This is a genomic window from Bacteroidia bacterium (assembly GCA_041391665.1).
In the GTDB taxonomy this organism is placed as follows: Bacteria; Bacteroidota; Bacteroidia; order J057; family J057; genus JAGQVA01.
On the sequence record JAWKNO010000001.1, the window covers coordinates 50,997 to 77,897 of the forward strand.

The following is a 26,901-nucleotide window of genomic DNA, read 5'->3' on the forward strand; positions in this document are numbered from 1 at the left end:
GCTATGCTGACAGATTCTCTTCGAGAGGTTATTATCCAAAATATTGCTGCTACCAACCCCCACGCGTTTGTTGTGGATCTTCGCTTGAAAAGGGGAAAGCAGAGTGTATTAAGCATAAAAGTTGATACAGATAAAGGGATTAGCCTGTCAGAATGCGCAGAAATCAGCCGGAAACTGGGTATGTTACTGGAGAATTCGGAGGAGATGAATTTCCCGTTTAACCTGGAGGTATCTTCTCCGGGTGTAGGTTACCCTCTGATGCTTCACCGGCAATATGTAAATAATATTGGCAGACATCTTCAGGTTATTAAAATAAGTGATAATACAGAGGTTAAAGGAAAGCTGGTAGCAGTAGAAGAGGAATATCTGGAGTTGGAAGCTTTGGCGCAAAAGAAAAAGAAAAAAACGACAGAGCCGGAAGAAGAAGCGGCAAACATCCAGATTCTTTTTACCGATATTAAAGAAGCAAAAGTGATTATTATATTCTGAAACGAAGGTTCCCGGCACAGGCCGGAAGTCAATTTCAAAAACCATGGCAGCAAGAAAAGTTGTAGATCAGAAAATAAACCTGGTTGACGCGTTTACAGAGTTCTCGCGGTTTAAAAACATTGACCGGGCTACCCTGATGGGCGTACTTGAAGAAGTTTTTCGCACCATGATCCGGAAAGAATACGGATCAGACGAGAACTTCGAAATCATTGTCAATGTTGACAAAGGGGATATTCAGGGATTCCGGGAAAGGGTTGTAGTGGAAGACTTCGAGCTGGAAGACGAAACCCAGCAGATACCGCTTAGTGAAGCCCTCAGGATTGATGCGGACTATGAAGTCGGTGATGACCTTGCTGAAGAAATCAACTTTTTCTCTTTTGGCCGAAAAATCATTCAGACGGCTAAACAGACGCTTACTCAGAAAATCAGAGATCTGGAAAAAGCAACAATCGTAGAGCAGTATGAAGATCTGAAAGGCACAATCATAGTAGGAGAAGTATATCAGGTATGGAGAAATGAAATCCTTATCTTACATGAAGGAAATGAGCTGACGCTTCCCCGTACCGAACAAATACCCAAAGATCGTTTTCGCAAGGGAGACACCCTTCGCGCTGTGATCATGGAAGTGAATATGAAAAATAATAATCCCCGGATTATTATTTCACGCTCTTCCCCGCTGTTTCTCGAAAAATTATTTGAACAGGAAGTTCCTGAAATATTTGACGGCCTGATCAATATCCGTGGTATCATTCGTGAACCCGGAGAGCGGGCCAAAGTAGCCGTGGAGAGTTATGACGACAGGATTGACCCCGTAGGTGCCTGTGTAGGTATGAAAGGAAGCCGTATTCACGGGATTGTCCGTGAACTACGGAACGAAAATATAGATGTGATCAGCTATACGTCCAACGACGTACTGTATATCCAACGTTCTTTGAGTCCGGCCAAAATTTCATCTATTAAACTGGATGAAGAAACCCGGACAGCCCAGGTTTATCTGAAACCCGACCAGATTTCGCTGGCCATTGGTAAAAATGGTTTAAATATCAAATTAGCAGGAAAACTGACTGGTTATCAGATAGATGTTTACCGGGAAATTGATCCGGATGAAGAAGATATTGATCTCGACGAATTCAATGACGAAATCGAAGAATGGATCATTGAAGAGCTCAAGCGTATCGGTTGTGATACCGCGATGAGTGTCCTTGATCTTTCTAAGGAAGAACTCGCGAGAAGATCAGATCTTGATGAGGAGACGATTGTACAAGTGTTAAAAGTCCTCCGTGCAGAGTTTGATGCCGAGGAAGAGGAAGAAGAATAATCCGAAGTAAAACTTAAAATTAACCTCATGAAGCGTTAAATCTAGGTTCGGAATACCGGTCTTCCGTGTACAAGTGTTGCCTTATGAAGGAAATACTTCCCTGGGAAGGGCTTAGGCTCTTCCTGGTTTCTTATTTTTTTTAGAATAGTAGTATATTTACCAAAATATTTGCGGTATAATTAGTTAGCATGGAGGGAAATAAGCAAATCTACCGGTTATTCAAAGTAGCCAAAGAACTAAATGTGGCGACGGGTATGCTTGTCGATCACCTGCAGGGTAAAGGTTTTGACGTGGAGAACTCCCCCAATACCAAACTCTCCGGTGAGCAGTATGATCTATTACTCAAAGAGTACGCTTCAGAAAAGCTCATGAGAGAGCGTGCCGAGCAACTCTCCGAAAAACGTAAAGAGGATGTACGGTCTGTAAGTACCAAACTGCCGTCCACAACCAAAGAGGAAGATCCCGAAAATGATCTGATTTCTCCGGAACAACTCCGCAATACGATTCATACCAAAACTCCCCAGAAAACTGAGCCGGAGAAAAAGACTGAATCTACGCCCGTAGCAAAAACAGAAATCAACCCGACCCCGGTTGTTGAAGAGTCGCATGAACCGCCGGTAGTCGAGAAAGAAGAGGTAAAACTTCCGGAACCCCCGAGGACAGAACCCGACATCCGGGAATCAGGCCTTAAAGTTGTTGGTAAAATCGACCTCGACGCTCTGAAAAAACCTAAACACAAAGTAGAAAAACCTGAACCACCGGTAGTTGAAAACGAACCTGAAGAAGAAAAACCTGAACCACCGGTAGAACCTATACAAGAAAAACCTGTTGTCGCTGAAGTAATAGAACCGAAGCCCGAAGTTGTAGTTGAAAAAACCGAACCTCCGGTAGTCGAAATACCTGAACCCCCTAAAGTGGAAAAAATGCCAGAGACTGTCGTTACCGAAGTCCCTGTAGCAAAAATCGAAATTGAAAAACCTGAGGTGAAGGAAGAGAACGAAAATAAAGTAATCCGGGCTGGAGACCGTACGCCTCAGCTTTCGGGATTAAAAGTGATCGACAAGATTGAACTTCCCGGCAACAGACGTTCCAAGAAGCGGAAATCCAACGATGATACTCCTGCTAAACAGGAACCGGCAAAACCGGTAGAGCCACCCAAAGCAAAAACTGAGGCTGAATCTGCCGAAGATGGGGATAAAAAACGCCGCCGCCGCCGTAAGCGCAAACGCAAAACTGTTGGTGAAGGCGAAACCCAAACAACCGGAGGTGGAGATTCCAAAGATCCTAAAAAGGCAGCCGCAACCGCAGGGAATGCTGCCCAGAAAAAAGGGAAAAAAGAGAAACCTACCAACAAAGAGGTGGGGGACTCGATCCGTACCACTCTTTCCCAAATGGGAAAAGGTGCTTCCCGAAGCCGGCAGAGACTTCGCCGTGCAAAACGCGACGCCGATGCTCTCCGCAGAGAGCAAATCGAACAACAGGCGCAGGATGATGCACATATTCTCGAACTCACCGAATTCATCACTGCCAATGAATTTGCGAACCTGATCAATGTTCCGGTTACAGATATTATTACCAAATCCTTCCAGCTGGGTATGATGATCTCTATCAACCAGCGTCTGGATGCGGAACTACTGACCATCATCGCCGAAGAATATGGTTTTGAAACCAACTTTGTCGATGTAACCGAAAAAGAATTCGATGAGGAGCAGGAGGAAGATTCTCCGGAGTTGCTCGAAACCCGAAACCCGATCATCACGGTTATGGGACACGTCGACCACGGTAAAACTACCCTGCTTGACTTCCTCCGTAAAACCAGCGTCACCTCGCAGGAGGCCGGTGGTATTACCCAGCACATTGGTGCTTACGAAGTAAAACTCCAAAGTGGTCGCCTCGTAACATTCCTCGATACACCGGGTCACGAAGCCTTTACCGCTATGCGTGCCCGTGGTGCAAAATCTACTGACCTTGCAATCATCGTGATTGCTGCTGATGATGCCGTCATGCCGCAGACGCGTGAAGCCATCAACCATGCACAGGCGGCAGGCGTACCAATGGTGTTTGCCATTAATAAAATGGATAAGCCCGGCGCCGATCCTGAAAGAATCAAAGGCCAACTGGCAGAAATGAACCTTCTGGTCGAAGACTGGGGGGGCAAATTCCAGTCGCAGGAAATCTCTGCACTGAAAGGTACCAATGTGGACGAACTCCTCGAAAAGGTAATCCTCGAAGCAGATATGCTTGACCTGAAAGCAAACCCCGCCAAAGAAGCCAGTGGGGTAGTCATTGAATCACGCCTCGATAAAGGTCGTGGAAACGTGGCAACCATACTTGTCCAAAATGGAACCCTGGAAGTGGGAGATGAAATGGTAGCCGGTATTCACTATGGCAAGGTACGGGCGCTTATCAATCAAAACGGAGAGCGTATTAAAAAGGCAGGGCCTTCCACCCCGGTTCAAATGCTGGGGCTTTCGGGTCAGCCTCAGGCTGGTGATAAATTCCAGGTATTCTCTGACGATGGAAAAGCAAAAGAAATCGGGCAAAAACGCTCCGAGCTCTTCCGCGAACAGCAATTCCGCCAGACAAAACGCATTACACTCGAAGAAATCGGGCGTCGCCGTGCTATCGGTAACTTCAAAGAACTTAATATCATCATCCGTGGTGATGTGGATGGTTCGGTAGAAGCCCTCTCCGGTGCATTGCTGAAACTTTCGACCGGTGAAGTTCAGGTGAATATTGTATTCAAAGCGGTAGGTGCTATCTCTGAGGCCGACGTCAACCTGGCTATTGCTTCCGACGCGATCGTTATGGCCTTTAATGTTCGCCCTAACGCCCAGGCTCGTTCACTCGCCGAAAGAGAAGAGGTCGATATCCGTACCTATAGTGTGATCTACGATGCGATCAATGATGTGAGAGATGCGCTTGAAGGCCTCCTTTCACCGGAAATCAAGGAAGAAATCGTGGGAACCGCAGAAGTCCGGGATGTATTCAACATTACCAAAGTAGGTAATGTCGCAGGTGCACTCGCGATGACAGGGAAAATCAAACGAGATGATCCCGTGCGGATTATACGTGAAGGTGTGGTTATATATAACTCCAAACTTGCTTCACTCAAACGCTTCAAAGATGATGCAAAAGAAGTGATCAGCGGTATGGAATTTGGCTTTATGGTCGAAAACTATAACGATATTAAGCCAGGGGACGTATTAGAATCATATCGTATCAACGAAATTAAACGTAAACTCTGATCCGCATTTGAGTATTTATGAAAATCAGGGACATTGCGGAGGTATTGGAAGAATGGGCGCCGCTGCCGGTTGCAGAATCCTATGACAATGTAGGTTTACTGGTCGGCAATGAGCATGCAGAAGTTACCGGGGTACTTGTCAGCCTCGATGTAACGGAGGCCGTAGTGAATGAAGCCGCAATGCTGGGGATCAATCTGATTGTCGCACACCATCCAATCTGGTTTTCAGCCCGAAAACGGTTAAATGGTGAAGACTATGTGAGCAGGACCATTATTTCAGCGATAAAAAAAGATATCGCTATTTATGCCTGCCACACCAATCTTGACCATGTGCACTCAGGGGTAAATCAGAAAATATGCGACCGGCTTGACCTTCGCGATACCCGTTTTCTTCAAAAGAAAACTGTTTTTAACGAAGAATCTTACGGCGCCGGTATGATCGGAAACCTGGCAGAACCCCTGTCAAAAACAGATTTTCTGGCCAAAGTCAAATCTGCTTTTCATTGCGGAGGAATCAGATATGCAGATACAGATAAAACATTTATCGGAAAAGTAGCCGTTTGCGGGGGCGCCGGAAGTTTCCTGACCCAGGAAGCCATCAGGCAGAATGCAGATGCACTGGTAACCGCAGATATTACTTATCACAAGTTTTTCGACAACGAGGAAAAAATTCTGTTGCTAGATATAGGACATTATGAGTCAGAACAATATACTTCGGTTTTGATTCGTGATTATTTATCAGAAAAATTTATTAATTTTGCGATCCGTTTATCCGAAGTAATAACCAATCCGGTAAGGTATTTTTAATAACCATTAATTACCCATTCTATGGACAACCCTTTAGCGGAAAGATTGCGCACACTTACTCGTCTCCAGGTTTTTGATTCAAAACTTGATGAGATTCACCGACTCAGAGGGAGCCTTCCTGAAGAAGTAAGCGACCTTGAGGATGATCTCGAAGGTCTTGTTACCCGTAAGTCGCGAATAGAAGAAGAAATCGACCGCCTGAAAAAGGACATTACAGACAAGAAGAACAAGATTGAGGAGTTCACCAATCAGATTAAAAAGTACGAAGATCAGATGACGAATGTGAAAAACAATCGTGAATTTGAAGCGCTTCGTAAAGAAATTGAATACGCCAATCTTGAGATTCTCACTTCCGAAAAGAAAATTCGTCAGTTTCAGGAGCAAATAGAGCAAAAAGAAGATTTGTTTACTCAAACTTCCAAAAGGGTAGATGACAAAAGAGCGGAGCTGGAAGATAAGAAAAAGGAACTCGATAAAATCATCGAGGATACCCGGGTAGAAGAACGCAAACTTCGCGATGCCATTGAAAAAGCTTCCGAAGGCGTAGATCACCGGATCCTCAATGGCTATACCAAAATTCGCAATAATATGCGCAATGGTCTGGCCGTTGTAAACACAGACCGCGATGCCTGTGGTGGATGTTTCTCCATTATTCCTCCCCAGATTCATATAGAATTGAAACAGCGAAGAAAACTCATTCACTGTGAAAATTGTGGCCGTATCCTGGTAGATGAAGGCTTCTTCGAAGAAGTCAGAAATCAGGTTATTGAGATAATCAGCTAGCGATTCTCCCGGAGGGGGATTCTGGCGCTTTTCACGATATTTATCCAAACATACCCAATAGTATGTGGAAATTTCTGGTAATTACGCTCCTGACTTCCCCTCTGCTATCTTTTGCCCTCCCGGCTGATGATGCAGCAACTCGTGCCCGGATTGAAAATAATCTGGAATTGTTTCATCTTGATGAAGCTGCTGCTCTGATTCCCAATCTGCAACATCCTGGTTACAGATCTTTCTACGAAAATACCATCCTGGTATATCGATACTTCGCAGATCAGGATATCGCCTATCTGCAAAAGATTCGTGCTGACTGGAAAACAACAACAGATAATCTTGAATCCCTTCCCGAAAGTGATTCGCTCCGCCTGGTCATGCTCTCGGAAATCCAGTGCAAACGGGCTATGCTTGAGTTTGTCGATCAAAATTACCTGACGGCTATTCGCCATGCCCGCCTCAGCAGGAACCTGATCAAAGAAAACCAAAGTCTGTTTCCCAAAAATATCAATCAGAAAAAGGTTCTCGGTCTCTTTAATGTGGTTTTTGGTGCAGTACCCTCCAAATATCAATGGATTACAAATTCTTTGGGCTATAAGGGTAATATTCAGACAGGAATCGCACAGCTGGAAGAATGTTCCAGATCGGGAACGCTCCTGCGACTGGAATCTACACTCCTCCTATACAATATAGAGCGAAATATGCTCAACCAGGATGTGAGAGCCTCTGAAAGACTGGAAAAGGAGCGAAAACGATTCGAAAAAAATATCGTCCTCGACTTATTTATGGCCTCCGGCTACCAAAGTATCAAGCAGAATGATAAATCGCTGCAGATTCTCACCCAAAGAGAACAGTACAACGACGGGAAAGTATGTTTCTTGAATTTTTGGGACTACTTACTGGGAAGAGCTTATTATTTTAAGTCCAATAATAGGGAAGCGCAGCGTTATTTTTCGCGGTTTTTAAAGGCGCACAAAGGAAATATTTTTCGATCAGACGCGCTTTTCCGGCTGGGAATGGCACTGACACTTGATGGCAGCTACCCCATAGGCCGCCATTTTTTTCAACTTGTGACCAAAGAAAAAGCCTCCGGCTTTGATGAAGATGAGTATGCCATCTATATGGCCGAAAAATTTATGGCAGCAGCGCCTTCCGAAGATCTGAAAGCACTTTTCAGGGCCAGAAATTTCTTCGATGGGGGATACCTCGAAGAATCGGTCGCGATTCTCAACAAACTGGAACCAAGGGCTTCCTTACTTTCTCCTGCCGAAAGAACCGAACTATACTACCGTTTTGGCAGAATCTATCATTCGATGGGAAAAGGTCCGGAAGCGCTGGCAGGATATCAAAAATGTATTGCCCAGCCCGCCAGCGACCAGCTGTGGATGCAGGTATATGCTTTTTACTATCAGGCCGAAATCGCCAAAGCTTTCAGTGACTTCCCGCTTGCAAGAAATCACTATCAAAAAGCGCTCTCCTTTAATGATTATTTCTACCAGGCAGGCCTCGAAAGCCGCTGTAAAGCCGCACTGGATGAGATTAAAGGAAAATAGCCTTTCTTCTAGTACCAGAAAATTTCATCGACAAATATCCATCCCTTATCGCCTGATCCACGGTGCCAGGAAGGCATTCGCTGAACAGACTGCGCGATGATCTTGTAATAGCGGTATTTGGTGGCATCAAACGCCAGATCAAGTCCTTTTTCAGAAACAGGCTCATACCCGGTAACAGGCTTTGGATCTATTCGTGCCAGCTTTTTCAGCGAATTTTCATCATCTCCTCCCCATACTTCCACATAAACCGGTGGCATAATATATGAGTCAATATTGCGCGCATAACTCATTGTCATATGCGAGATCTCAGGAGGTGTATCGCCAAAATCAAATAGTGCGATTAACGGACGATCTTTGTATCCCAGCCAAAGTGGAGATCGGAATGTGCTGGCTTTGCCCTTTTCGCCATCCATTAGTGTGCGCCCCCCGTTTCCGATATATTCGTCATTGGGTCGGGTCATCAGCGAAACATTTTCGGGATAATGTCCTTCCTTAAAAAAAGTATAAGAAACGATCCTGCTTGCCAGCCAGTTGGGATTATATGCCAGGGCCCGCACTTCCGTAAACTGATCTACAGGAAATGGCTGGGTATATGCCTCAGATGTAAGGCTGTCGGGATCTGTGCTGTCTATGGTATACCGAATAGTCACTCCGGGAAAATTGTGCTTAAGTACAACTTTTTCCCCCTCAGCCAATACGTTTGATTCATTGACCAATACCGGCGGAGTGAGGGAAAGCCGAATAGAATCCTCCGGAATATATCCATACTCAAACACCATATCCGGAAATTTCTTCGATAATTCGGAGAGATCCTTTTCTTCGACATCTGTGCTCCAAAGAAATACCGATTCCACACCGGGCAGATTACCCAGATTTTTCAGTATATTCTCTGTATTCACATCTGTATTGGAGAAAGCCAGTGCCTTTAGGTTTTTGCATCCGGAGAGATCGGAAAAAGTTGCACCCGTGATATCTGTTCCGTTCAGAATGAGTTTTTCCAGATTTTCAAACTGACCGATAGTCTTCAAATCTTCATCCTTTACCGGCATATTGGTCAGATTGAGGGTGACCAACTGGGTTTTTATAGCCAGCAATTCTGCCAGTCTTGCCGAAGTAAAAGATTCCCGTACAAAAAACTGCACGTGCAAGTCAGGAGAATGAAGCGTAGGTTGTACCACACTGCGAAAAGGATCATTGAGCTTCGCAACGGTTTTCTCATCGGCAGGAGGAAAAGCATACTTAATAGCAGGTTCTTTTTCCGAAGTTTTTAATGCCTGGGCAACCATCATTTGAAGCGTATCGCCGGGAACCAGTTCTGCAATTTTGATTTTGGCATCAGCGCCTTTGCGTATCCATGTTTCAAGCAAACTGATTTGTTCTTCTGTAAGCTGGGGTTTACCATCCGGAGGCATATGATCTTCATCGCTTACGGGAAGGTGAATCCGTTGAATCATATGACTTTCAGCCAAATCGCCAGATTTCCACGCAGGTCCATTTTTTCCTCCGGCCAGTAAGGTTTCCAGCGTGGTCATATCCAGTTCGCCTTTTTTCTTGGAACCGTTATGGCAGGAAGTACATTTATCTTCAAGAATGGGCATAATCGCCGCCGAAAAAACGGTGCTTTCTTCCGAAATTTCTACTTTTTTATCCATCATCGGCGCCCACAGGAAATCTTCGCCATGCGTGATTCCCGCACCAAAATGGCCTGCAAGGATCATAAAAGCCATACAAGCTGCCAGCAAACCATTAAACAACTTGGCGGAGTGGTCTGGATTCTGATACAGAATCAACAATCCGTAAGCCATAAAACTCAAAGCGACGCCTGTCCACTTGTGGAAATCCATCAATCTGGATTCATATCCTCCTTCACGGGAAAGGAAAAAGCCCATAAGCGCAGTCAGAGAGGTGAAAACAACCGTCAGGTATAAAGTAAACCGTTGGATTTTTTCGAAACCTTCCCCTTCAAAGTTTTTCCTGAGAAACTGGGTCAACGCCAGAATAATCAGAAAACCAATGGGCAAATGAAGAATCAAAGGATGCATTCTTCCGAGCGGCTGAAGCCAGACGGGAAGCGCCACTTTTGCCTCAAAGGCAAGCAGAAATACCAACAGAATCTGTATGGCAAATACTGTATTGGAGATAATAGACTCGAATTTTTTCATCAGGCGATAATATCCTTTACAAGTTTTCCGGCAACATCGGTCAGGCGGTATCTTCTGCCCAAATGTTTGTAGGTAAGTCTTTCGTGATCAAGTCCCAGCAAGTGAAGGAAGGTAGCGTGGAAATCATTGATATGGACAGGGTCTTTCACAATATTATAGCCCAATTCGTCCGTTTCTCCATACACAATTCCGGGTTTCACCCCGCCTCCTGCCATCCAGATTGAATAGCATCTGGGGTGGTGATCCCGTCCATAATTGTCGCGGGTGAGTGTGCCCTGGCAGTAGTTTGTGCGGCCAAATTCTCCGCCCCAGATTACCAGTGTTTCATCGAGCAGCCCACGCTGTTTGAGGTCTTTGACCAATGCGGCAGAAGCTCTGTCAACGTCTTCAGCCTGAAGTGGCATTTCAGATGGAAGCTGGCCATGCTGATCCCAGCCCTGGTGATACAACTGCACAAATCGTACGCCCGATTCGGAGAGTTTACGGGCAAGGAGACAATTGGCGGCAAATGTACCGGGTACGAGGCAGTCAGGGCCGTACATCTGAATAATATGTTCGGGCTCTCTTTTCAGGTCTGTAATTTCCGGTACGGCTGTTTGCATCCGGTAGGCCATTTCATATTGCTGGACTTTGGTTTTAATCTCGGGATCTCCCAGTTCGTCAAATTCCATCTGATTGAGCTCGGCCAGCTTGTCCAGCATTTTTCTGCGGCTCTGCTTGTCTGTGCCGTCAGGGTTTTTCAAAAACAATACAGGGTCTTCGCTATTGCTAAACTGCACGCCCTGATGTACACTATCCAGAAATCCATTGGTCCACAATTTAGCATATACACCTTGTCCGTTTCCCCTGCCTCTGGACAACAAGACACAGAATGCGGGAAGATTTTTGTTTTCACTTCCCAGACCATAGCTTGCCCACGCGCCCATGCTTGGCCGGTTTCCCTGCTGTGCGCCGGTCTGCATAAAAGTAAGCGCAGGGTCATGATTAATCGCCTCCGTGTGCATCGTGCGAATGATACACAGGTCATCGGCTATGCTGCCAATATTGGGGAGAAGGTCGCTGATCCATGCTCCCGATTTTCCGTATTGTTTGAAGTCAAAATAAGACCCGACCAGTGGAAATTTGGTTTGATTGGATGTCATACCGGTAAGTCTTTGTCCCATCCTGATGGAATCCGGCAGATCCTCCCCATGCATCTTGCGCAACATGGGTTTGTAGTCAAATGTTTCCAATTGAGAAGGCGCGCCATTCTGAAAGAGGTAAATGACTCTTTTAGCTTTGGGTGCAAAATGGGTGAACCCCAGTGACATTGCGTCTGTGGCAGCATCTCCTCCGCTGAAAAGATCAGGGATCAACAGAGAGCCCAGTGCTACACTACCGATTCCAAGGCCAAGTTTTCCCAGAAAATGGCGGCGGTTTACGTTCAATCGGCTTTCGAGAAATTCGTTTGACATGATATATTCAGGTTTGGGGTTGGGGTTCAGGATTTTGTAATGGCTTCTTCCATATTGTAGATCGTGTGAATCACCTGCATAAGTGCTGCAAGAGAGGCTTTATCTTCTACTGGTGCATGGGGATACTCTCCTACGGCCAGCGATTTTTCTGCATTGGATTCATCTTCAGCAAAAGCTATTTTTTCTTCAGAAAGATAATTGGTCAACAAATCCAGCTCTTCCTTTTTAGGTTCCCGGCAAATGATGAGGCGAAAGGCCGTTTCGACCATCTGAGCGGGAGCAATATTCTTCTGGATCAGCTTTTCTGCCAGAACGCGGGAAGCTTCGAGCACCTGCGGGTCGTTGAGCATGACAAGTGCTTGCAGCGGCGTATTTGTCGCGATACGGCGCACTTCACACTGATCCCGGTTTGATGCATCAAACATCAGCATGACAGGCGGGGGAACGGTCCGTTTGATAAACACATACATTCCCCTGCGGTAAAGATCTTCATTGTGATCCTGTACATAGTTCATGAGAAGTCCCCGGCCAGAGGTGGCGGCCTCCCATAAGCCCTTGGGCTGATAGGGTTTTATACTCGGTCCGCCGATGGTTGGCGTAAGCAGTCCGCTGCTGGCGAGTACATGATCTCTGACGATTTCTGAGGCAAAACGAATCCTCGGAGCCCGGGCCAGATACAGATTTTCCGGATCTTTGTCAAGCATTTCGCGGCTGACCTCTGAAGACTGGCGATAAGTAGCGGACATAACGATCATCTTCATCAGCCGTTTGATATCCCAGCCATTTTCCCGAAAATCTACAGCCAGCCAATCCAGTAGTTCAGGATGTGTGGGGAGATCGCCCTGCATACCAAAATCACCAACTGTTTTGACGATTCCCCGGCCAAATACTTCCTGCCAGATGCGATTGACAAAAACTCTTGATGCGAGCGGATTTTCAGGAGCAAACAACCATTTTGTCAGTCCCAGCCGGTTTTTTTCAAAACGGGTGGTGTCAAAAGGCATGATCGTTTGGGGTGTGGCAAAACTCACCTCATCAGCAGGTGCATCGTAATTGCCGCGGTTTAGGATATGCGTGGAGCGAATGCCTACCGAATCCTTCATAATCATGACCATCACTGGCGCCGTATCTTTTTTATTAATGAAACTGAGATAATCAGCAACATCGGCTTCGGTGATCTTCATATTTGGCGGGTCTGCAAAAGATGCATCAATCGTACCTACCAGGCCTTTTTCCGGCACCTGATTGAAGAAAGAAAAAGTGCTGTAATAGTCTTTCTGAGAGATAGGGTCATACTTATGATCATGGCATTTGGCACATTCAAAAGAAAGGCCCAACATAGCTTTGCCAAAGGTATTGGTGCGGTCGGTCACATATTCAATCCGGTATTCTTCATCAATCACTCCGCCTTCCTGAGTGATTTTGTGGTTGCGGTTAAACCCTGTGGCGAGCAGCATTTCTTTGGAAGGTTGGGGGAGAAGGTCGCCGGCCAACTGCCAGGTAACAAATTTATCGTAGGGATAATTTTCATTAAAAGCGTGAATCACCCAGTCGCGCCAGGGCCACATGGTGCGGAGTCCGTCGTCCTGATACCCGTGAGAATCAGCGTAGCGTGCAACATCCAGCCATTGAATCGCCATTTTTTCTCCGTATGATTTGCTTGCGAGCAGTTCGTCAACCATTTTCTCGTATGCATCGGGAGAATTGTCGGCGAGAAAACGGTCTTGCATTTCAATCGTAGGTGGCAGGCCGGTGAGATCCATGGACACCCGTTTGAGCAGCCTTTCTTTGTCAGCTTCAGCATTAGGTTTAAGGCCAATTTCCTCAAGGTGCGCGAGCACAAATGCATCTATTTCATTTTTTACCCACTTTTTATTCTTCAATTTTGGGAGTGGTGCTTTTTCAGGGGGGATAAATGCCCAGTGCGGCTTGTATTCAGCGCCTTGTTCAATCCATTTTTTTATGAGGAGGATATCTCTTTCCGAGAGTTTCAGTTTGGATTCAGGGGGAGGCATTCGTTCGGTAGTGTCTGTCGCCACGATGCGGTGAAAAACCGCAGATGCATCAGGGTTGCCGGCAACAAGGGCAAACTGATCGGGCGTTTCTTCCAAAGCGGCGAAGGCGCCTTCTGGCGTATCAAGCCGGAGGCCGGCTTTTCGCTGTTTGGCATCAGGGCCGTGGCATTTAAAACATTTATCGGAAAGAATCGGCCGTATATGCCGGTTGAAATCCACTTTTTCCGGGAGTGAATTTCCGGAAGAAATGAAAGTGTGTGCATTCAGCGTAAACAGTAGTACACAACCAACGATACCCGCAACTCCGGCAATGAGCCACCTGGTACGCTTCTGTAAAGCTTTGAGGACTGATAGTAGGTTAGACATGTTAGTAGTATCCTGGGTAAATCAGCAAATCTTGTCCTAATTTAAAAAAATTCCCCACAAAAACGCGTTCATCCACAAGATCAATCCACAGAAACTCCTGCTTCTTCGACTTTTACGTCTTCGGGCAAATAGATCATTGGATCGACTTTTTCTTTGTCATGGATGACTTCGTAGTGCAGGTGCGGCCCGGTGGACAGTCCGGTATTTCCAGAATAGCCAATCAATTGGCCGGCGATCACCACTTCTCCTGCGGTAACAACCATTTTTGACAGATGGGCATATCTGCTTACGTACGAATTGTCATGGTGAATATCGATCATCATCCCATAACTGCCTGAGGTTTCGACTGCTTCAAGTACAATACCCGAGCCTGCGGCATACACTGCGGTGCCTTCCTTCGCTCTGAAATCCACCCCCTGATGCATTCTTGATTCCTGCAAAACCGGGTGCATACGCATACCAAAACCCGACACGACCAATCCATTTTTTACCGGAGAGAGGTAGGGCATATAGAGGTTTGAGGAAGCAGGAGTAAAAGACAGATACACGGTGCCCAGTACCAGGGCCATTAACCAGGTACTTTCATGCAAAAAATTATTGCTGCTACCTCGTTTACTCATCACACAACGGCTATCACAAGACCTGAATTTTATGCGCATTGGAGAAGGTATCTCCCGTAATGCGGATAATATATGTACCGGGAGAAGTTTCATTTGGAATATCGAGTATCCATTCAAATCCCGATTTCAAGAATTTAACTTCGATCTGTCGACCCGCAAGGTCAAACATTTGTATATCTATCATATCGGTAAGCACATTTACCCTTACTGTCATGTTCTCAGTCGCATAAAGCGGGTTGGGGAAAAGTTGTGTTGCTGGTGGTTCGGGCGCATTCGGCGCATTCCCGGTGAAATATTTTTCTGCTAAATTAAAGGCTTCCACCCCGATTTCCATTCCCATAAACCTGCCGGGAATATCATCCATCGGCGGATGGATTCCGCCCCAGATACGCGAGAGGCTCGTCTGATCGGAAGCATCGCGATAAGTTGCCCATTGGAGAATCACATCCATACTGGGACCTTCTTCAAACACCAGAAACTCATTTTTCTTTGCCACAAATCCGCTCATTCCTCCTGGAAAATACTCATCGCCCGTAAGCATTGTCATCACCTCCGCGGCAGCCCGTGAGTAGGTAGAATGGCCCGAAACATACCCGGCAAAAGGGGGTGTCACAAATGTAGGGCGCTGATAGGGCCACCAGTTTTCGGCCAGAATCCAGTCCACACCGGCTTCATCGGTTTCCGGATCAAAGATAAAATCCGGGCCTTTCCACGCAAACAGTTTGATCTTACCTACATTTTTATTGCCGGCTCCCGCCAGCGGGTCTCCGGCTTCCACAAGTTCGACAAAACCAGGAACCAGAGGGATTCCCGCGACATGATAATTGGGCAGTGTAGGATCGGAGCTTTGGCCCCGGTCGGCCATATAGCGAATGGCCGATACCGGGCGGGTATAATCGTACCACCCTTTGACCCCCCAGGCAGAAATGGCGACATCGTGCATGGCCCCTCCCATCAGCAGGTAAGCTTTGACATCCCATTCCAGATCATCGAGTACGTTTCCCTGGCCTTTAAATCGTTTTTGAAGGGCGGGGTGATCATTGACATAGTTGAGGATGGTAAACCAATGCCCGGGAGGCGTTTCAGATGCCGGACCATCGGCCCAGAACTCAGCAAGTACACGGGCATAGTCTGCCCGGGGCACATATTGTGGTTCGTAGGGCTGACCGGTATAGGGGTTTATTTCCCTTCCCCGGCTGGCATCACCACCATTTATCAGATCATAAAACGCAGGATAATCTTTAGCACTGGTGGGATAACTTTCAATATTACCGATAGAAGCAGGAGAAATATCCCACATCACACTATCGCGGGGGTCGAGGTGTCCTGACCATACCGCTACCAGGTTAAATCCCCACATATATTCAGCCGATCCATCGCCACCATTTTCCGGATCGATATAAGACGGTGGGCCCGGATCGTGATAGACCCAGTATTCATTTCCATCCCGCTCGTAAATGGTAAGATCCTCTTCTGTGAGAGAGAAAGGCGTCACTCTTCCCCATTCGGGGCTGAGAAAGGGTTGTGTACGACCGGGAATAGGGTTTCCTGACTGATCGATAAAAACCTCCAGAGAAATAGGCTGCCAGCGATTGGGATCCTGAATATAGGGGTTGCCGGGAATGTCGGGGGCAATGGCAGGATTTACAGGTTCGTAGAAACGGTTGGCATATTGATTTTTTTCATTGGAGCCATCCTGAAGGCCAAAGTCAATGATTCTTTCGGCGATATAGTTTCCCAGTGCGGCCGGGTTGCCGGTATTGTAATTAATACTGGTGAAGGTCGGGTCATAACCCAAAGCCTGGAACAACGAGTCACATTCATCGATAATTTTCGCGGCGCTGGGAGATTTGGCAAACCGATGGCGCAGTACACGGTAAACCGCGTAGCTGATCGCCTCTTCCTGCGCGGCTTTCACATTGGCCGGAGCGGGTACCCCTGTAAAGGAGCAGGTATAATTGCCGACCGTTTTTCCCAGAAAAAAAGTCTCCGCCACGGGGTCATACACCGCCCAGGCATCGTACATGGCGAGCGAAGTATGAAACAGGTTTCGGGCATGAACGGTAGGTCTTGCAAAATCGCCCCGTATCGCATCCAGAAGTACTTCATTCCACTGCCGGGCGACAGAATGCGGTTGTGCAAAAGAAGACGGGAGCAACCCGTACATCAGAAAAAATACAACAAAATACGATGGGTAAAGTAGTTTTTTCATTTGGTTGAGTGGTTAGGCGCGAAGGAACGAAATGAAGGGACTCTCAATCTCAAATTTACTAAAATATCGGCGGATGTTAATAATCCGGAGATAAAATTTGAACTTACCGCCAGAGGCATTTAGAATAAAAATGAGGATTATATTGAAGTATTGACAATTTTAGCCGACCTTACACCTACACCCCTCTAAGACAACAGCATCAACCAATTTTTACCCCCCATAAAAAAGATCTGAGCGCTTCAATAAACGAATATGGTACTATACATAAAATACATGGTCAGTCTGCGCTGCAAAATGATTATCAAGGAAGAATTGACAAAACTGAAACTGTCCTATACACTGATTGACAATGGTAAAGTTGAAATCCGGGAAGCGATCACGACTATACAGCGCGAGCAGCTTAAAAAGAGCCTCCTGAAATCAGGGATGCAATTGCTCAATGACGCGGATAGTATGCTTATAGAAAAGATAAAAAATGTGCTGAAGGATATGATTTATAATTCCAACGAAATAGATGAAAAACATTATGCCGACCACCTTAGTGATAAATTAAACTGCGATTATCACTACCTCTCCAGCCTGTTTTCAGAAATAAAAGGCCTTTCCATCGAACATTATATCGCCATGCATAAAATTGAAAGAGTAAAGGAGCTTTTACTATATGAAGACCTGAACCTGACTCAAATTTGCAATAAACTACACTACAAAAATGTAGAAAACTTATCCTACCAGTTCAAAAAAATTACAGGTTTGACGCCTTCCTTTTACAGACAAGTAAAACAGAAGCGTATGAACGTCCGCCATCAATATGAGACTATTCCCAAACCACCAACGCCTCGATAATATTGAAGTTATACATCAAATATATGGTTAGCCATCGCTGTAAGATGATCGTGGCGGAAGAACTGGTAAAACTGGGGATTCGCTATTTCAGTATTGACCTTGGCATGGTTGAACTTTTTGAAGATATTACAAAAAAACAGCACGAGGAGCTGAAAAAAAATCTCATGGCAGACGGTTTGGAGTTGTTGGAAAGTAAAAAGAGCATTCTTGTTGAAAAAATAAAACATGTGGTCATAGAGATGATTCATTATATGGACGAATTGCCAAATGTGAATTACTCAGATTATATCAGTGAAAAGCTGGGCTTCGATTATACCTATTTATCCAATATATTTTCAGAGGTGAAGGGTATCACCCTGCAGCAGTATATCATCATCCACAAAATTGAAAAGGTCAAAGAATTGCTGTTATATGACGAGTTGAATCTGACCGAGATTTCCTATAAAATGCATTACAGCAGCGTAGCACATTTGTCCAACCAGTTTAAGAAAGTCACAGGCCTGTCTCCTTCCTTCTTCAAAAAGCTAAAACATAAGCGAGAAGTCAACCTGGAAGACCTGTGATATATGTAAAACTCCCTTATAAGTATGTAACGATTGACGTAGACAGAGTACAGATATTTGTACTGTGAGAGTTCCTCATAACCTGACCCGCCAGCTTTCGGGAAGATAAAATATTAAACCAAATGAAAAAATTATCTGTAATCGCAGCAGCATTGCTGTTGTTCGCATCTGTCCCCCTATCCTTGTCCGCTTCTACTGAAGCAACCGCTATTTCGCTGCCTTCGGATAAACCAAAACCGGTTGAATCACCCGAAAATACAGCTTTAATCAACCGTTTAGACGAAATTAAAGCAATGGATAAATCAGAGATGACTTCGGCGGAAAAGAAAGAATTGCGAAATGAAGCAAAAGAGACTAAAAAGAATCTCAGACTGGGAGGAGGGGTATACCTTTCAGCCGGCGCATTGGTGCTAATCATTGTTTTACTGATTGTCCTTCTCTAAATGTATCAATAAAATGGCAGTTTTCAGAAGTCATTCCATGACTGATTTAGAACCACCCAAAGACAGGCAATGAAAAAAATAGGCATCATCATTTTTGCAATCGGTTTACTGATTACCATTTACACCGGATTCAATTTTGTAACAAAAAAGAAAATCGTGGATGTAGGTGAAATACAAATCACCCAAGACAAAAACCATACAGTAACCTGGTCACCCTTAGTCGGTGTTGCAGTGATGGTTGTGGGGGGAGGTATGTTTTTAGTCGGGCAAAAAAAATCATGACAGAAGTAAGTAAGAGAGATTCATCATCAATCTTATTAACTTAAAAAATCCGCCACATTTTATCCAGACTTATATAAGTCTGGATAAAATGTGGCGAAACCTTATTATAGACGGTACCCAAGGGAAAGTCCAAAGCCGGTGTTTTTTACAGATGTTTTATCACTGCCGGTTATTCGGTTGTCTTCAGGGTTAATTTTAATCATCCCCAGTTGTGTATTCAGTTGGAAAAATATCCCGTTTGCCAACTCATATCCGGCAAAAACGTTTCCGCCTACATCCAGGGGTTTAAAATATACTACGGTAAGGGGATCCGTTACTTCCACAACGTTTTGGAATTTAACCGGAGTATCAAGCGTGATCGGTCCACCTTCCGTTTTTACCTTACCTCCGATACCATAACCAACGTACGGTCCGAATCCCACCATAACATATCCGGAACCCAGCAAACCTTTGTAAACTAAATTCAAAGGCAATTCCAGATAAGAAAGATGGTAAGTACTTGTTAGTAACGCATTTGTACTTTTCGCCCCTTTTGTGGAAAACAGTAAGCCAGGTTGAAAATAAAATTCCGGAGCAATGGGTATCTGAACATTGATACCTGCGTGGAAGCCTACAATCAAATCATTTTCAAGGGTACTTTCATCCACATCTTTTCCATTCAAATTCTGAAGATTCACACCGCCAAGAACGGCAAAAGCGGTTTTTGTACTTTGTGCATTTGCCATTGGGGCGAAAAACATAAGTATTCCTATAAAAACATATAGTTTGGTATTCATTGTGATTTGTGTTTAAGTGATTGTATAATATTTGATTTTGATGTACCGATTTGATTCGATACCATCGGTGAATCTGTTTTATTTAAGGGCTTCTTTTTCAGCCTCAGCTTTCATCTTTTCATTTGCGGTGATCAGAAACTCAGCCCGGCGGTTTTGTGTGCGTCCTTCTGCGGTCTCATTGTTATACTTGGGCTCTGTTTCCCCAAATCCTTTGATATCAAGCCGACTGGCCTTTACACCTTTGGCCTTCAGATAATCGGATACATTTGTAGCCCTTCTTTCCGATAAGGATTTGTTATAGCTTACACTTCCTTTACTGTCAGTATGTCCCTGTATTTCAATGTTGGTATCGGGGTAATCGTTCAGAACAAGAACCAGTTTATCAAGAGTATTTTGAGAATTATTTGACAAATTAGATTGATCAAATCCAAATAGCACGTCGCTGCTAAATTCTACCACGATGCCTTCACCTACTCGTTCAACCTTTGCATCGGGAACCGTAGTTTTTATTTTGTCAGCCTGCTTGTCCATCTGACGGCCAATCACCGCACCGGTAGCACCGCCGGCTGCTGCACCGATAATTGCCCCCAAAGCTGTATTGCCGGAAGCCTTACCAATCACTGCGCCCATTGCGCCACCTGCTACTGTTCCACCTGCTGCCCCTTTCTGGGTTTTGGTTAAGGCACAACTGGAAAATAGCAACACTATGCCTATCATTAGAATCCAATTAAAATTTTTCATACTCTGTCTGTAGTTTAAGAATGGCCAGCACTTGCGCTGGTTGTAACTAGTTTATTTTAGTTCCTGTAAAGGTAGATGGGTTCGTGCCGGGAAGTATTGCATAACTCCGATGGAAGTTTACATCATTCACACATTTTATTTTCTTAATAATTATCAGTGTATAAATTTTATCATTCGATTTTTTTTAGCGGCTACCGGAAATCTGTGAATTATGTAATCTTCTCATATTATTCTGTAACACTTCCGGTAGTCAAATTATTCATCTTTGCTGAGTAAAGATGAATCGTCAATACGTCCATAAATTCTAATCACAGAATATTATTATGCCTTTATTAAATCTTTTAATCGTACTGATTGTAGTAGGAGTTTTACTCTGGTTAGTAAACGCCTATATACCCATGGATGGTAAAATCAAAAAAATCCTCAATGTAGTTGTACTGATTGTGGTTGTCATTTGGTTGCTCCAGGCATTTGGAATTTTGGATTCTGTAAAAAGTATCCGCATTTAAGCGTTCAGTGGGGAAATACCGCCGGGTAACACCGACCGGGATACGCCCCAATTTCCTCACTAGCGTACGAATATGTGATATCTATAAGAACTTCCTATAGATATGTAACACTTTGACTGTTGAATACAGCCACCTTTACAGGATAAGTATTAAGATTAATATTCAAATTAAATTATTATGGGAAATCTGCTTTATGTTATAGCTGTCGTTCTGCTCATTGCATGGGCAGTAGGATTTATTGGTTACAGTGCAGGTGGGTTGATACATATTCTGCTGGTGATTGCAATTGTAGCTGTCCTCCTTAGAGTTATTCAAGGAAGAAAAATTCTTTAAATCTGACGATTGCACTCGGCATTGTTGCATGAATAAAAACCACTTTATTAAAATTATACCAATCATGAGTACAGGAAAAGTAGTATTAGGTGTGTTGGCCGGGGTTGCCGTAGGAGCTTCATTGGGAATATTATTCGCTCCTGATAAAGGTTCGTCTACACGAAAAAAAATCTCAAACAAAAGTGATGAATACGTAGGAGAATTAGGCGAAAAATTTAATGGCCTTATTGACACACTCACCAGGAAGTTTGAAGCGATGAGTGAAGAAGCCATTCGCCTGGCCGAAAAAGGAAAAGTGAAAACGGAAATGCCCGTTGCCACAAACGAAAAACCGCGATAAACACAGCTAGTCTTCAATCTGCAAAATGCAATAAACATCAGACTTCGATCTGATGTTTATTGCGTCCTGCAGATCCAATCCTTCCCATGCTAAAAATCCCCAAATATGGAAACCCCGGTAAGTTTAATTGAAACCTTATTTGAAAAAACGGAGGCATATAGCAAAACAACTTACGAGCTTTCCAAACTCAAATTATTGGAGACAACGACGGTCGTCGCCACCTCTCTCATATCCCGTCTGAGCGTAATCATCGCGATTTCGTTGTTTGCGATTACTTTCAACACAGGCCTTGCACTGCTATTGGGTGAGGTATTGGGTAAATCTTATTACGGGTTTTTTATTGTTGCAACGTTTTACCTTTTAGCAGGGATCGTATTGCATTTTTTCCTCTATAAATGGATTAAAAAACCCGTTAGTGAACTAATTATTGACCAATCGCTTTAATAAAAAGGTATTATGCAAAAGATACATTCGGAAGTTGATCTCAGATCGGTGATTGAGCAATTGGAAAATAAGCAGGCCGAAGAAGGGAAAATGCTTAAGCAACAGTTTAATCTCGCATACGAAAGCATTCAACCCATCAATCTCATCAAAAGTACGCTTCAGGAAACCGCCAAATCGTTAGAGATACGGGAATATATATTTAATACATCCGTTGGTTTGGCTGCTGGTTATCTGTCTAATCTATTATTTGTCCGTGTATCTAAAAATCCGTTTAAAAAGCTTCTGGGAGCCGCATTGATGTTTGGTGTAACAAACGTGGTAACACATAATCCAAAAGTAATTAAATCACTGGGAGCAGAATTGTTAAAAATGATCATAAACAGGCCGAAGCTCGGTGAGATTGAAGTTGAGCATAAAGCAATCCATGAAACCATTTCCTGAATTTATTATGAAAACACGTGTTCAACTCCCTCTATATGCAAAAGCCTCTATTCTTATTGTCGGATTATATTTCTTAGTCAGTATTTTGGCTATCGCACGGGATCTTATTCTTCCCTTTATTTATGGCACGATCTCCGCAGTTTTGCTAAGTCCTACGGTGGATTTTATGGTGAGAAAAAGAATAAATCGAGTCATATCTGTTGTTATAGTTTTATCCATCACCCTTCTAATACTACTCGCGATTATTGGCTTATTATCCTCACAAGCCAGTAGATTGATGGATGCATTGCCCCAGCTGATGCAAAAATTTCAGGACCTGGTCCACGCTACCGTTACCTGGACTTCAGGCTATTTTAATATCAGTACACGGGAGATCAATACATGGATTTCCAATTCCATGAGTGAATTTATAAACAACAGCAGCAGCAGAATCGGCATTACCCTCTCAACCATGGGAGGAGTATTGGCAACCGTTTTTATAACTCCGGTTTATATCTTTATGATCTTACTTTACCAACCACACCTGGTCAAGTTTGTCCATAAACTTTTTGGGGTCGGGAATGATACTGAAATAAGCGAAATCCTTGTTGAAACAAAGGGAATTATTCAAAGTTACCTGGTCGGTCTTTTTATAGAATTTGCCATTATCGCCCTCTTAAATTCGGTAGGACTTTTGATAATCGGAATAGATTACGCGATTCTGCTTGGCATTACCGGAGCACTCCTGAATGTGATTCCCTACCTGGGAGCAATGATCGCAGTGTCGATCTATATGGTGATCGCCTTAGTCACCAAAACCCCCGTTTACTTATTTTATATTCTGATACTTTATGGCTTTGTCCAGTTTATAGACAACAACTTCATTGTTCCCAAAATCATCGGATCAAAGGTGAAACTCAATGCGCTTATTTCCCTTATGGCTGTGATCTTCGGAGCCGCTTTATGGGGCATACCAGGCATGTTTCTTTCGATTCCTGCCGTAGCCATCATCAAACTCGTTTTTGACCGCATAGAGCCGCTAAAAGCCTGGGGATTTTTGCTGGGAGAAATTTTATCCCCAAAACTAAAAAAAGATGAATTCCCGATCCCCCCCCCTATTCAAAATCTGTGAATCATGTAATTTTTTACCCGAGTTATGTAATACTTCCCTGCTTGTGATCAGGTACCTTCATTCATCAACCAAACTCTTAGCACAAACATTCACAAGGTCCCGGCCCGGGCAACTACAGTAATTCCGCCTGTATCGAACCTCTTTATTAACCTAATTTTACCCCAAAAGGGCAGAAGTCCAAACCTTCTGCCCTTTCTTCTAATCCCTTTAACTATCACTCCGAAATGGAAAATACTGAACTTGAAAAATCGAAAGTCTTTATCATTGTTGAGATCATTGAATACATTTCGAACTCGGTAGTGATTAAAACAATCATCAGAAAAACAACCGGAAATGTGAGCGCAGTCTCTTTTGACTCAGGAGAGGCCTTAACAGAGAGAAGCTCCGCCTACGACAATTTCATCCATGTGATTGACGGAAAAGCTGAAATATTAATAGATGGAACATCTCATTTACTTGAAACCGGGGATTCAATCATCATACCTGCCAATCACCGCAATACCATAAAGGCTAACGTACGATTCAAAATGCTCTCAACGATTATCAAAAGCGGATACGAAGATGTGAGCTGAGCGGGATATATTAGAAATTTATAAACATAAAATTGTTTTAAAATAGAACAATTTTATGTTTCATATTCAAACATTTTATATATTTGTTGGATAGAAAACAAACCGATCATCCAACAATGAATCAGCCTCTCTCCCCCCAACAAATCGGTCAGCGAATCGCCCGTCTCCGCAAGAAAAGGGGATTTTCGCAGGAAGACCTGGCGCGTGAAATGAAAATTTCACGGCCCTCGCTCGCACAGATCGAGCGGGGCAATCGCAACCTGACCGTTGTCGAATTGCAAACGCTGTCGTTTATCCTGCGGTTTTCACTGAATGAATTTGTGGCGGAGGAAAGCAAAACCGAAACGGAGAATATTTTGCAGGAACCTGTCGCAGTCTATGCGTTAAAAGAGCGGATTTCCACACCTCAACTGAATGAGGTTAAGTTTAAAAACGTACTGCTTTACCTGCTGGAACGCTGCGCAGGCAAACCCAACCTGGACGAAACCGTCCTCGCCCGGCTACTCTATTTCTGCGACTTCAACCATTACGAAATGTATGAAGAGCAACTGACCGGAGCTACGTACCGCAAAGTACCTTACGGCCCCGTGCCCGAAGAAATGGATACGATCATCGGGCAGATGATCGCCGCCGCACAAATACAAAAACTCAAAACCACCTATCAGGGGCGCACCCTGACCCGGTACATTCCGCTGGAAAAAGCCGACCTCACTACCCTGAAAGCCAGCGAGGCGGATATCATAGACAAAATCATTCTGCAAATGGGGGACTGGCCCATCCATCGCATCCACGATTATTTGCAGGCAGATAAACCCTGGAAAGCCAGCGCAGATTATGAGCCTGTCGATTATGAATTAGTTTTTTACAGAAAGCCGCCTTATACCGTGAGAACTTATCCGGAAGAAAATGAACAGGATATTATTTGAGGAAGTTCCGGAATTCAGGAAAGACCTGAAACATCTACTGAAAAAGTACCGGACACTGGAGGAGGATTTGGCAGTAGTAAAAAAAGTCCTGAATGACGAACCCGAAGAGAACCCTCCTTTCAGCTTCCGGATCAATGGTCTGGGCACAGAAACCTGCGTGATCAAAGTAAAAAAAATCGCCTGCAAAGCCCTGAAGGGCAAAGGCGTCAACAGCGGCCTTCGGTTGATCTATGCGTGGTTTCCGGAGGAGGAGCGCATCGTTTTCATCGAAATTTACCACAAAAGCGAAAAGGAGCGCGAAGATCGGGGGAGGATATTGGGGTGGGGATAAAAATGTTCTTTTTTAAACCATTATTTTGTGATAAATTAGAACATTTTGCATATTTAAGACTCACTGACAACCCTTTCTATGAATACCCTCTCCCTCCAACAAATCGGTCAGCGGATTACAAATCTCCGTAAACAAAGGGGATTTTCGCAGGAAGAACTGGCACGTGAAATGAAAATTTCACGGCCCTCTCTCGCCAAAATCGAACGGGGCAATCGCAACCTGACCGTTGTCGAGTTGCAGACCCTGTCGTTGATCCTGCGGTTTTCTCTGGATGAATTTGTAGCGGAGCAAAGCAAAACCGAAACGGAGAATATTTTACAGGAGCCTGTCGCAGTCTATGCGGCAAAAGAGCGGATTTCCACACCTCAACTGAATGAGGTTAAGTTTAAAAACGTACTGCTTTACCTGCTGGAACGCTGCGCAGGCAAACCCAATGTGGACGAAACCGTCCTCGCGCGGCTACTCTATTTCTGCGACTTCAACCATTACGAAATGTATGAAGAGCAACTGACCGGGGCTACCTATCGCAAAGTACCGTACGGCCCCGTGCCCGAAGAAATGGATACGATCATCGGGCAGATGATCGCCGCCGCACAAATTCAAAAACTCAAAACCACCTATCAGGGGCGCACTCTGACCCGGTACATTCCGCTGGAAAAAGCCGACCTCACCACCATGAAAGCCAGCGAGGCGGATATCATAGACCAGGTCATCAATCGGATGAGCGAATGTACCGCCGAGTCGATCACTTCGTATGCGCAGGGGGATTTACCCTGGGAAGTAACTGAGAATGGGCAAGAAATAAAATACAACCTCGCTTTTTACCGGGAAACCCCATATGCAATCAGGGTTTATGACGAAGATACAACCGAAGATTGAGTTATGAGGTTTGAAACACTCCCAGGGTTTGACAAAGATTTTAAAAGACTTCAAAAAAAATATCGAAGCCTGGAGTCTGATATAGAGACCATGAAAATCCTACTCAAATCCAGGCCCAATGCCCGTCCGCCATTTAGCTTTAGAGTTGATAATCTGGGCATTGATACTCCTATTATCAAAGTGAAAAAAATCGCCAGCGACAGCCTGAAAGGCAAAGGCGTCAACAGCGGCCTCCGCCTGATCTACGCGTGGTTTCCCGAAGAGGAGCGCATCGTTTTCATCGAAATTTACCACAAAAGCGAAAAGGAGCGCGAAGATCAGGGGAGGATATTGGGGTGGTTGGGGTAGTG

28 protein-coding genes are annotated in these 26,901 nt (G+C 44.6%); 21 read left to right on the forward strand and 7 right to left on the reverse strand.

Annotated features, from left to right (window positions below; genetic code table 11):
- Positions 1-3: 3 nt before the first annotated feature.
- The 6 genes from R3D00_00230 to R3D00_00255 all read left to right on the forward strand — a co-directional run bounded on the left by R3D00_00230 (position 4) and on the right by R3D00_00255 (position 8,188).
- Positions 4-489: a hypothetical protein gene (locus R3D00_00230; GenBank protein MEZ4771571.1), complete on the forward strand. Its 486-nt coding sequence runs from the start codon at positions 4-6 to the stop codon at positions 487-489.
- Positions 490-532: 43 nt separating this feature from the next.
- Complete coding sequence (gene nusA / locus R3D00_00235; GenBank protein MEZ4771572.1) at positions 533-1,807, forward strand: transcription termination factor NusA; 1,275 nt, start codon at positions 533-535, stop codon at positions 1,805-1,807.
- Positions 1,808-1,995: 188 nt separating this feature from the next.
- The gene (infB, locus tag R3D00_00240) at positions 1,996-5,055 is read left to right on the forward strand and encodes a translation initiation factor IF-2 (protein MEZ4771573.1); all 3,060 of its coding nucleotides are present in this window, start codon (positions 1,996-1,998) and stop codon (positions 5,053-5,055) included.
- Between the two features lie 17 nt (positions 5,056-5,072).
- On the forward strand, positions 5,073-5,861 hold the full coding sequence (locus R3D00_00245; protein MEZ4771574.1) for a Nif3-like dinuclear metal center hexameric protein: 789 nt from the start codon (positions 5,073-5,075) through the stop codon (positions 5,859-5,861).
- Between the two features lie 21 nt (positions 5,862-5,882).
- Positions 5,883-6,644 (forward strand): C4-type zinc ribbon domain-containing protein, encoded by a 762-nt coding sequence (locus R3D00_00250; protein ID MEZ4771575.1) that lies wholly within the window; start codon positions 5,883-5,885, stop codon positions 6,642-6,644.
- 62 nt (positions 6,645-6,706) lie between these two features.
- Positions 6,707-8,188, forward strand: coding sequence for a hypothetical protein (locus R3D00_00255; protein MEZ4771576.1), 1,482 nt, complete (start codon positions 6,707-6,709; stop codon positions 8,186-8,188).
- 8 nt (positions 8,189-8,196) lie between these two features.
- Here R3D00_00255 and R3D00_00260 read toward each other — a convergent pair whose 3' ends face one another.
- The 5 genes from R3D00_00260 to R3D00_00280 form a co-directional block, all read right to left on the reverse strand.
- Complete coding sequence (locus R3D00_00260; protein MEZ4771577.1) at positions 8,197-10,350, reverse strand: FN3 associated domain-containing protein; 2,154 nt, start codon at positions 10,348-10,350, stop codon at positions 8,197-8,199.
- Positions 10,350-11,804 (reverse strand): DUF1501 domain-containing protein, encoded by a 1,455-nt coding sequence (locus R3D00_00265; GenBank protein ID MEZ4771578.1) that lies wholly within the window; start codon positions 11,802-11,804, stop codon positions 10,350-10,352. The genes R3D00_00260 and R3D00_00265 overlap by 1 nt, the downstream gene beginning before the upstream one ends.
- A 26-nt stretch (positions 11,805-11,830) precedes the next feature.
- Positions 11,831-14,185, reverse strand: coding sequence for a PSD1 and planctomycete cytochrome C domain-containing protein (locus tag R3D00_00270; GenBank protein MEZ4771579.1), 2,355 nt, complete (start codon positions 14,183-14,185; stop codon positions 11,831-11,833).
- An 80-nt stretch (positions 14,186-14,265) separates the two neighbouring features.
- Entirely contained in the window at positions 14,266-14,754 is a 489-nt protein-coding gene (locus R3D00_00275; GenBank protein MEZ4771580.1) for a M23 family metallopeptidase, read from the reverse strand.
- Positions 14,755-14,818: 64 nt separating this feature from the next.
- Positions 14,819-17,017: a T9SS type A sorting domain-containing protein gene (locus R3D00_00280; protein MEZ4771581.1), complete on the reverse strand. Its 2,199-nt coding sequence runs from the start codon at positions 17,015-17,017 to the stop codon at positions 14,819-14,821.
- Positions 17,018-17,269: 252 nt separating this feature from the next.
- On the opposite strand from R3D00_00280, the gene R3D00_00285 reads away from it, so the two are divergent.
- The 4 genes from R3D00_00285 (at position 17,270) to R3D00_00300 (ending at position 19,148) form a co-directional block, all read left to right on the forward strand.
- Entirely contained in the window at positions 17,270-17,860 is a 591-nt protein-coding gene (locus tag R3D00_00285) for a helix-turn-helix domain-containing protein (GenBank protein ID MEZ4771582.1), read from the forward strand.
- Positions 17,861-17,883: 23 nt separating this feature from the next.
- On the forward strand, positions 17,884-18,423 hold the full coding sequence (locus tag R3D00_00290) for an AraC family transcriptional regulator (GenBank protein ID MEZ4771583.1): 540 nt from the start codon (positions 17,884-17,886) through the stop codon (positions 18,421-18,423).
- 122 nt (positions 18,424-18,545) lie between these two features.
- Positions 18,546-18,866 carry a hypothetical protein gene (locus tag R3D00_00295; protein ID MEZ4771584.1) on the forward strand — a complete coding sequence of 107 codons (321 nt, stop codon included), beginning with the start codon at positions 18,546-18,548 and terminating at the stop codon, positions 18,864-18,866.
- A 69-nt stretch (positions 18,867-18,935) separates the two neighbouring features.
- Positions 18,936-19,148: a hypothetical protein gene (locus tag R3D00_00300; protein ID MEZ4771585.1), complete on the forward strand. Its 213-nt coding sequence runs from the start codon at positions 18,936-18,938 to the stop codon at positions 19,146-19,148.
- A gap of 104 nt (positions 19,149-19,252) precedes the next feature.
- Here R3D00_00300 and R3D00_00305 read toward each other — a convergent pair whose 3' ends face one another.
- Together R3D00_00305 and R3D00_00310 are read right to left on the reverse strand one after the other, a co-directional pair.
- Positions 19,253-19,924: a porin family protein gene (locus R3D00_00305; protein ID MEZ4771586.1), complete on the reverse strand. Its 672-nt coding sequence runs from the start codon at positions 19,922-19,924 to the stop codon at positions 19,253-19,255.
- Positions 19,925-20,002: 78 nt separating this feature from the next.
- Positions 20,003-20,665 (reverse strand): OmpA family protein, encoded by a 663-nt coding sequence (locus R3D00_00310; protein MEZ4771587.1) that lies wholly within the window; start codon positions 20,663-20,665, stop codon positions 20,003-20,005.
- Positions 20,666-20,988: 323 nt separating this feature from the next.
- Here R3D00_00310 and R3D00_00315 point away from each other — a divergent pair, with 323 nt between their 5' ends.
- The 11 genes from R3D00_00315 (at position 20,989) to R3D00_00365 (ending at position 26,899) form a co-directional block, all read left to right on the forward strand.
- Positions 20,989-21,174 (forward strand): Thivi_2564 family membrane protein, encoded by a 186-nt coding sequence (locus R3D00_00315; GenBank protein ID MEZ4771588.1) that lies wholly within the window; start codon positions 20,989-20,991, stop codon positions 21,172-21,174.
- 177 nt (positions 21,175-21,351) lie between these two features.
- The gene (locus R3D00_00320; GenBank protein ID MEZ4771589.1) at positions 21,352-21,507 is read left to right on the forward strand and encodes a lmo0937 family membrane protein; all 156 of its coding nucleotides are present in this window, start codon (positions 21,352-21,354) and stop codon (positions 21,505-21,507) included.
- A gap of 64 nt (positions 21,508-21,571) precedes the next feature.
- The gene (locus tag R3D00_00325) at positions 21,572-21,847 is read left to right on the forward strand and encodes a YtxH domain-containing protein (GenBank protein MEZ4771590.1); all 276 of its coding nucleotides are present in this window, start codon (positions 21,572-21,574) and stop codon (positions 21,845-21,847) included.
- A gap of 105 nt (positions 21,848-21,952) precedes the next feature.
- The gene (locus R3D00_00330) at positions 21,953-22,291 is read left to right on the forward strand and encodes a hypothetical protein (GenBank protein MEZ4771591.1); all 339 of its coding nucleotides are present in this window, start codon (positions 21,953-21,955) and stop codon (positions 22,289-22,291) included.
- A gap of 12 nt (positions 22,292-22,303) precedes the next feature.
- A complete protein-coding gene (locus R3D00_00335; protein ID MEZ4771592.1) occupies positions 22,304-22,732 on the forward strand; it encodes a hypothetical protein in 429 nt (142 codons plus the stop codon).
- 7 nt (positions 22,733-22,739) lie between these two features.
- Positions 22,740-23,843: an AI-2E family transporter gene (locus R3D00_00340; GenBank protein MEZ4771593.1), complete on the forward strand. Its 1,104-nt coding sequence runs from the start codon at positions 22,740-22,742 to the stop codon at positions 23,841-23,843.
- Positions 23,844-24,067: 224 nt separating this feature from the next.
- A complete protein-coding gene (locus R3D00_00345; GenBank protein MEZ4771594.1) occupies positions 24,068-24,415 on the forward strand; it encodes a cupin domain-containing protein in 348 nt (115 codons plus the stop codon).
- A 116-nt stretch (positions 24,416-24,531) separates the two neighbouring features.
- Positions 24,532-25,341 (forward strand): DUF4065 domain-containing protein, encoded by an 810-nt coding sequence (locus tag R3D00_00350; protein MEZ4771595.1) that lies wholly within the window; start codon positions 24,532-24,534, stop codon positions 25,339-25,341.
- Positions 25,322-25,672 carry a hypothetical protein gene (locus tag R3D00_00355; GenBank protein MEZ4771596.1) on the forward strand — a complete coding sequence of 117 codons (351 nt, stop codon included), beginning with the start codon at positions 25,322-25,324 and terminating at the stop codon, positions 25,670-25,672. Before R3D00_00350 ends, R3D00_00355 begins: the two co-directional genes overlap by 20 nt.
- Positions 25,673-25,750: 78 nt before the next feature.
- Positions 25,751-26,551, forward strand: a complete 801-nt coding sequence (locus tag R3D00_00360) for a DUF4065 domain-containing protein (protein MEZ4771597.1) — start codon at positions 25,751-25,753, stop codon at positions 26,549-26,551.
- A gap of 3 nt (positions 26,552-26,554) precedes the next feature.
- Positions 26,555-26,899 carry a hypothetical protein gene (locus R3D00_00365; protein ID MEZ4771598.1) on the forward strand — a complete coding sequence of 115 codons (345 nt, stop codon included), beginning with the start codon at positions 26,555-26,557 and terminating at the stop codon, positions 26,897-26,899.
- Positions 26,900-26,901: the final 2 nt, after the last annotated feature.

What these genes read in the sequence shown, in the direction of transcription:
- R3D00_00230 (MEZ4771571.1), top strand. Translation starts at nt 4, where the DNA reads ATGCTGACAGATTCTCTTCGAGAGGTTATTATCCAAAATATTGCTGCT.
- nusA (MEZ4771572.1), top strand. Translation starts at nt 533, where the DNA reads ATGGCAGCAAGAAAAGTTGTAGATCAGAAAATAAACCTGGTTGACGCG.
- infB (MEZ4771573.1), top strand. Translation starts at nt 1,996, where the DNA reads ATGGAGGGAAATAAGCAAATCTACCGGTTATTCAAAGTAGCCAAAGAA.
- R3D00_00245 (MEZ4771574.1), top strand. Translation starts at nt 5,073, where the DNA reads ATGAAAATCAGGGACATTGCGGAGGTATTGGAAGAATGGGCGCCGCTG.
- R3D00_00250 (MEZ4771575.1), top strand. Translation starts at nt 5,883, where the DNA reads ATGGACAACCCTTTAGCGGAAAGATTGCGCACACTTACTCGTCTCCAG.
- R3D00_00255 (MEZ4771576.1), top strand. Translation starts at nt 6,707, where the DNA reads ATGTGGAAATTTCTGGTAATTACGCTCCTGACTTCCCCTCTGCTATCT.
- R3D00_00260 (MEZ4771577.1), bottom strand. Translation starts at nt 10,350, where the DNA reads ATGAAAAAATTCGAGTCTATTATCTCCAATACAGTATTTGCCATACAG.
- R3D00_00265 (MEZ4771578.1), bottom strand. Translation starts at nt 11,804, where the DNA reads ATGTCAAACGAATTTCTCGAAAGCCGATTGAACGTAAACCGCCGCCAT.
- R3D00_00270 (MEZ4771579.1), bottom strand. Translation starts at nt 14,185, where the DNA reads ATGTCTAACCTACTATCAGTCCTCAAAGCTTTACAGAAGCGTACCAGG.
- R3D00_00275 (MEZ4771580.1), bottom strand. Translation starts at nt 14,754, where the DNA reads ATGGCCCTGGTACTGGGCACCGTGTATCTGTCTTTTACTCCTGCTTCC.
- R3D00_00280 (MEZ4771581.1), bottom strand. Translation starts at nt 17,017, where the DNA reads ATGAAAAAACTACTTTACCCATCGTATTTTGTTGTATTTTTTCTGATG.
- R3D00_00285 (MEZ4771582.1), top strand. Translation starts at nt 17,270, where the DNA reads ATGGTACTATACATAAAATACATGGTCAGTCTGCGCTGCAAAATGATT.
- R3D00_00290 (MEZ4771583.1), top strand. Translation starts at nt 17,884, where the DNA reads ATGGTTAGCCATCGCTGTAAGATGATCGTGGCGGAAGAACTGGTAAAA.
- R3D00_00295 (MEZ4771584.1), top strand. Translation starts at nt 18,546, where the DNA reads ATGAAAAAATTATCTGTAATCGCAGCAGCATTGCTGTTGTTCGCATCT.
- R3D00_00300 (MEZ4771585.1), top strand. Translation starts at nt 18,936, where the DNA reads ATGAAAAAAATAGGCATCATCATTTTTGCAATCGGTTTACTGATTACC.
- R3D00_00305 (MEZ4771586.1), bottom strand. Translation starts at nt 19,924, where the DNA reads ATGAATACCAAACTATATGTTTTTATAGGAATACTTATGTTTTTCGCC.
- R3D00_00310 (MEZ4771587.1), bottom strand. Translation starts at nt 20,665, where the DNA reads ATGAAAAATTTTAATTGGATTCTAATGATAGGCATAGTGTTGCTATTT.
- R3D00_00315 (MEZ4771588.1), top strand. Translation starts at nt 20,989, where the DNA reads ATGCCTTTATTAAATCTTTTAATCGTACTGATTGTAGTAGGAGTTTTA.
- R3D00_00320 (MEZ4771589.1), top strand. Translation starts at nt 21,352, where the DNA reads ATGGGAAATCTGCTTTATGTTATAGCTGTCGTTCTGCTCATTGCATGG.
- R3D00_00325 (MEZ4771590.1), top strand. Translation starts at nt 21,572, where the DNA reads ATGAGTACAGGAAAAGTAGTATTAGGTGTGTTGGCCGGGGTTGCCGTA.
- R3D00_00330 (MEZ4771591.1), top strand. Translation starts at nt 21,953, where the DNA reads ATGGAAACCCCGGTAAGTTTAATTGAAACCTTATTTGAAAAAACGGAG.
- R3D00_00335 (MEZ4771592.1), top strand. Translation starts at nt 22,304, where the DNA reads ATGCAAAAGATACATTCGGAAGTTGATCTCAGATCGGTGATTGAGCAA.
- R3D00_00340 (MEZ4771593.1), top strand. Translation starts at nt 22,740, where the DNA reads ATGAAAACACGTGTTCAACTCCCTCTATATGCAAAAGCCTCTATTCTT.
- R3D00_00345 (MEZ4771594.1), top strand. Translation starts at nt 24,068, where the DNA reads ATGGAAAATACTGAACTTGAAAAATCGAAAGTCTTTATCATTGTTGAG.
- R3D00_00350 (MEZ4771595.1), top strand. Translation starts at nt 24,532, where the DNA reads ATGAATCAGCCTCTCTCCCCCCAACAAATCGGTCAGCGAATCGCCCGT.
- R3D00_00355 (MEZ4771596.1), top strand. Translation starts at nt 25,322, where the DNA reads ATGAACAGGATATTATTTGAGGAAGTTCCGGAATTCAGGAAAGACCTG.
- R3D00_00360 (MEZ4771597.1), top strand. Translation starts at nt 25,751, where the DNA reads ATGAATACCCTCTCCCTCCAACAAATCGGTCAGCGGATTACAAATCTC.
- R3D00_00365 (MEZ4771598.1), top strand. Translation starts at nt 26,555, where the DNA reads ATGAGGTTTGAAACACTCCCAGGGTTTGACAAAGATTTTAAAAGACTT.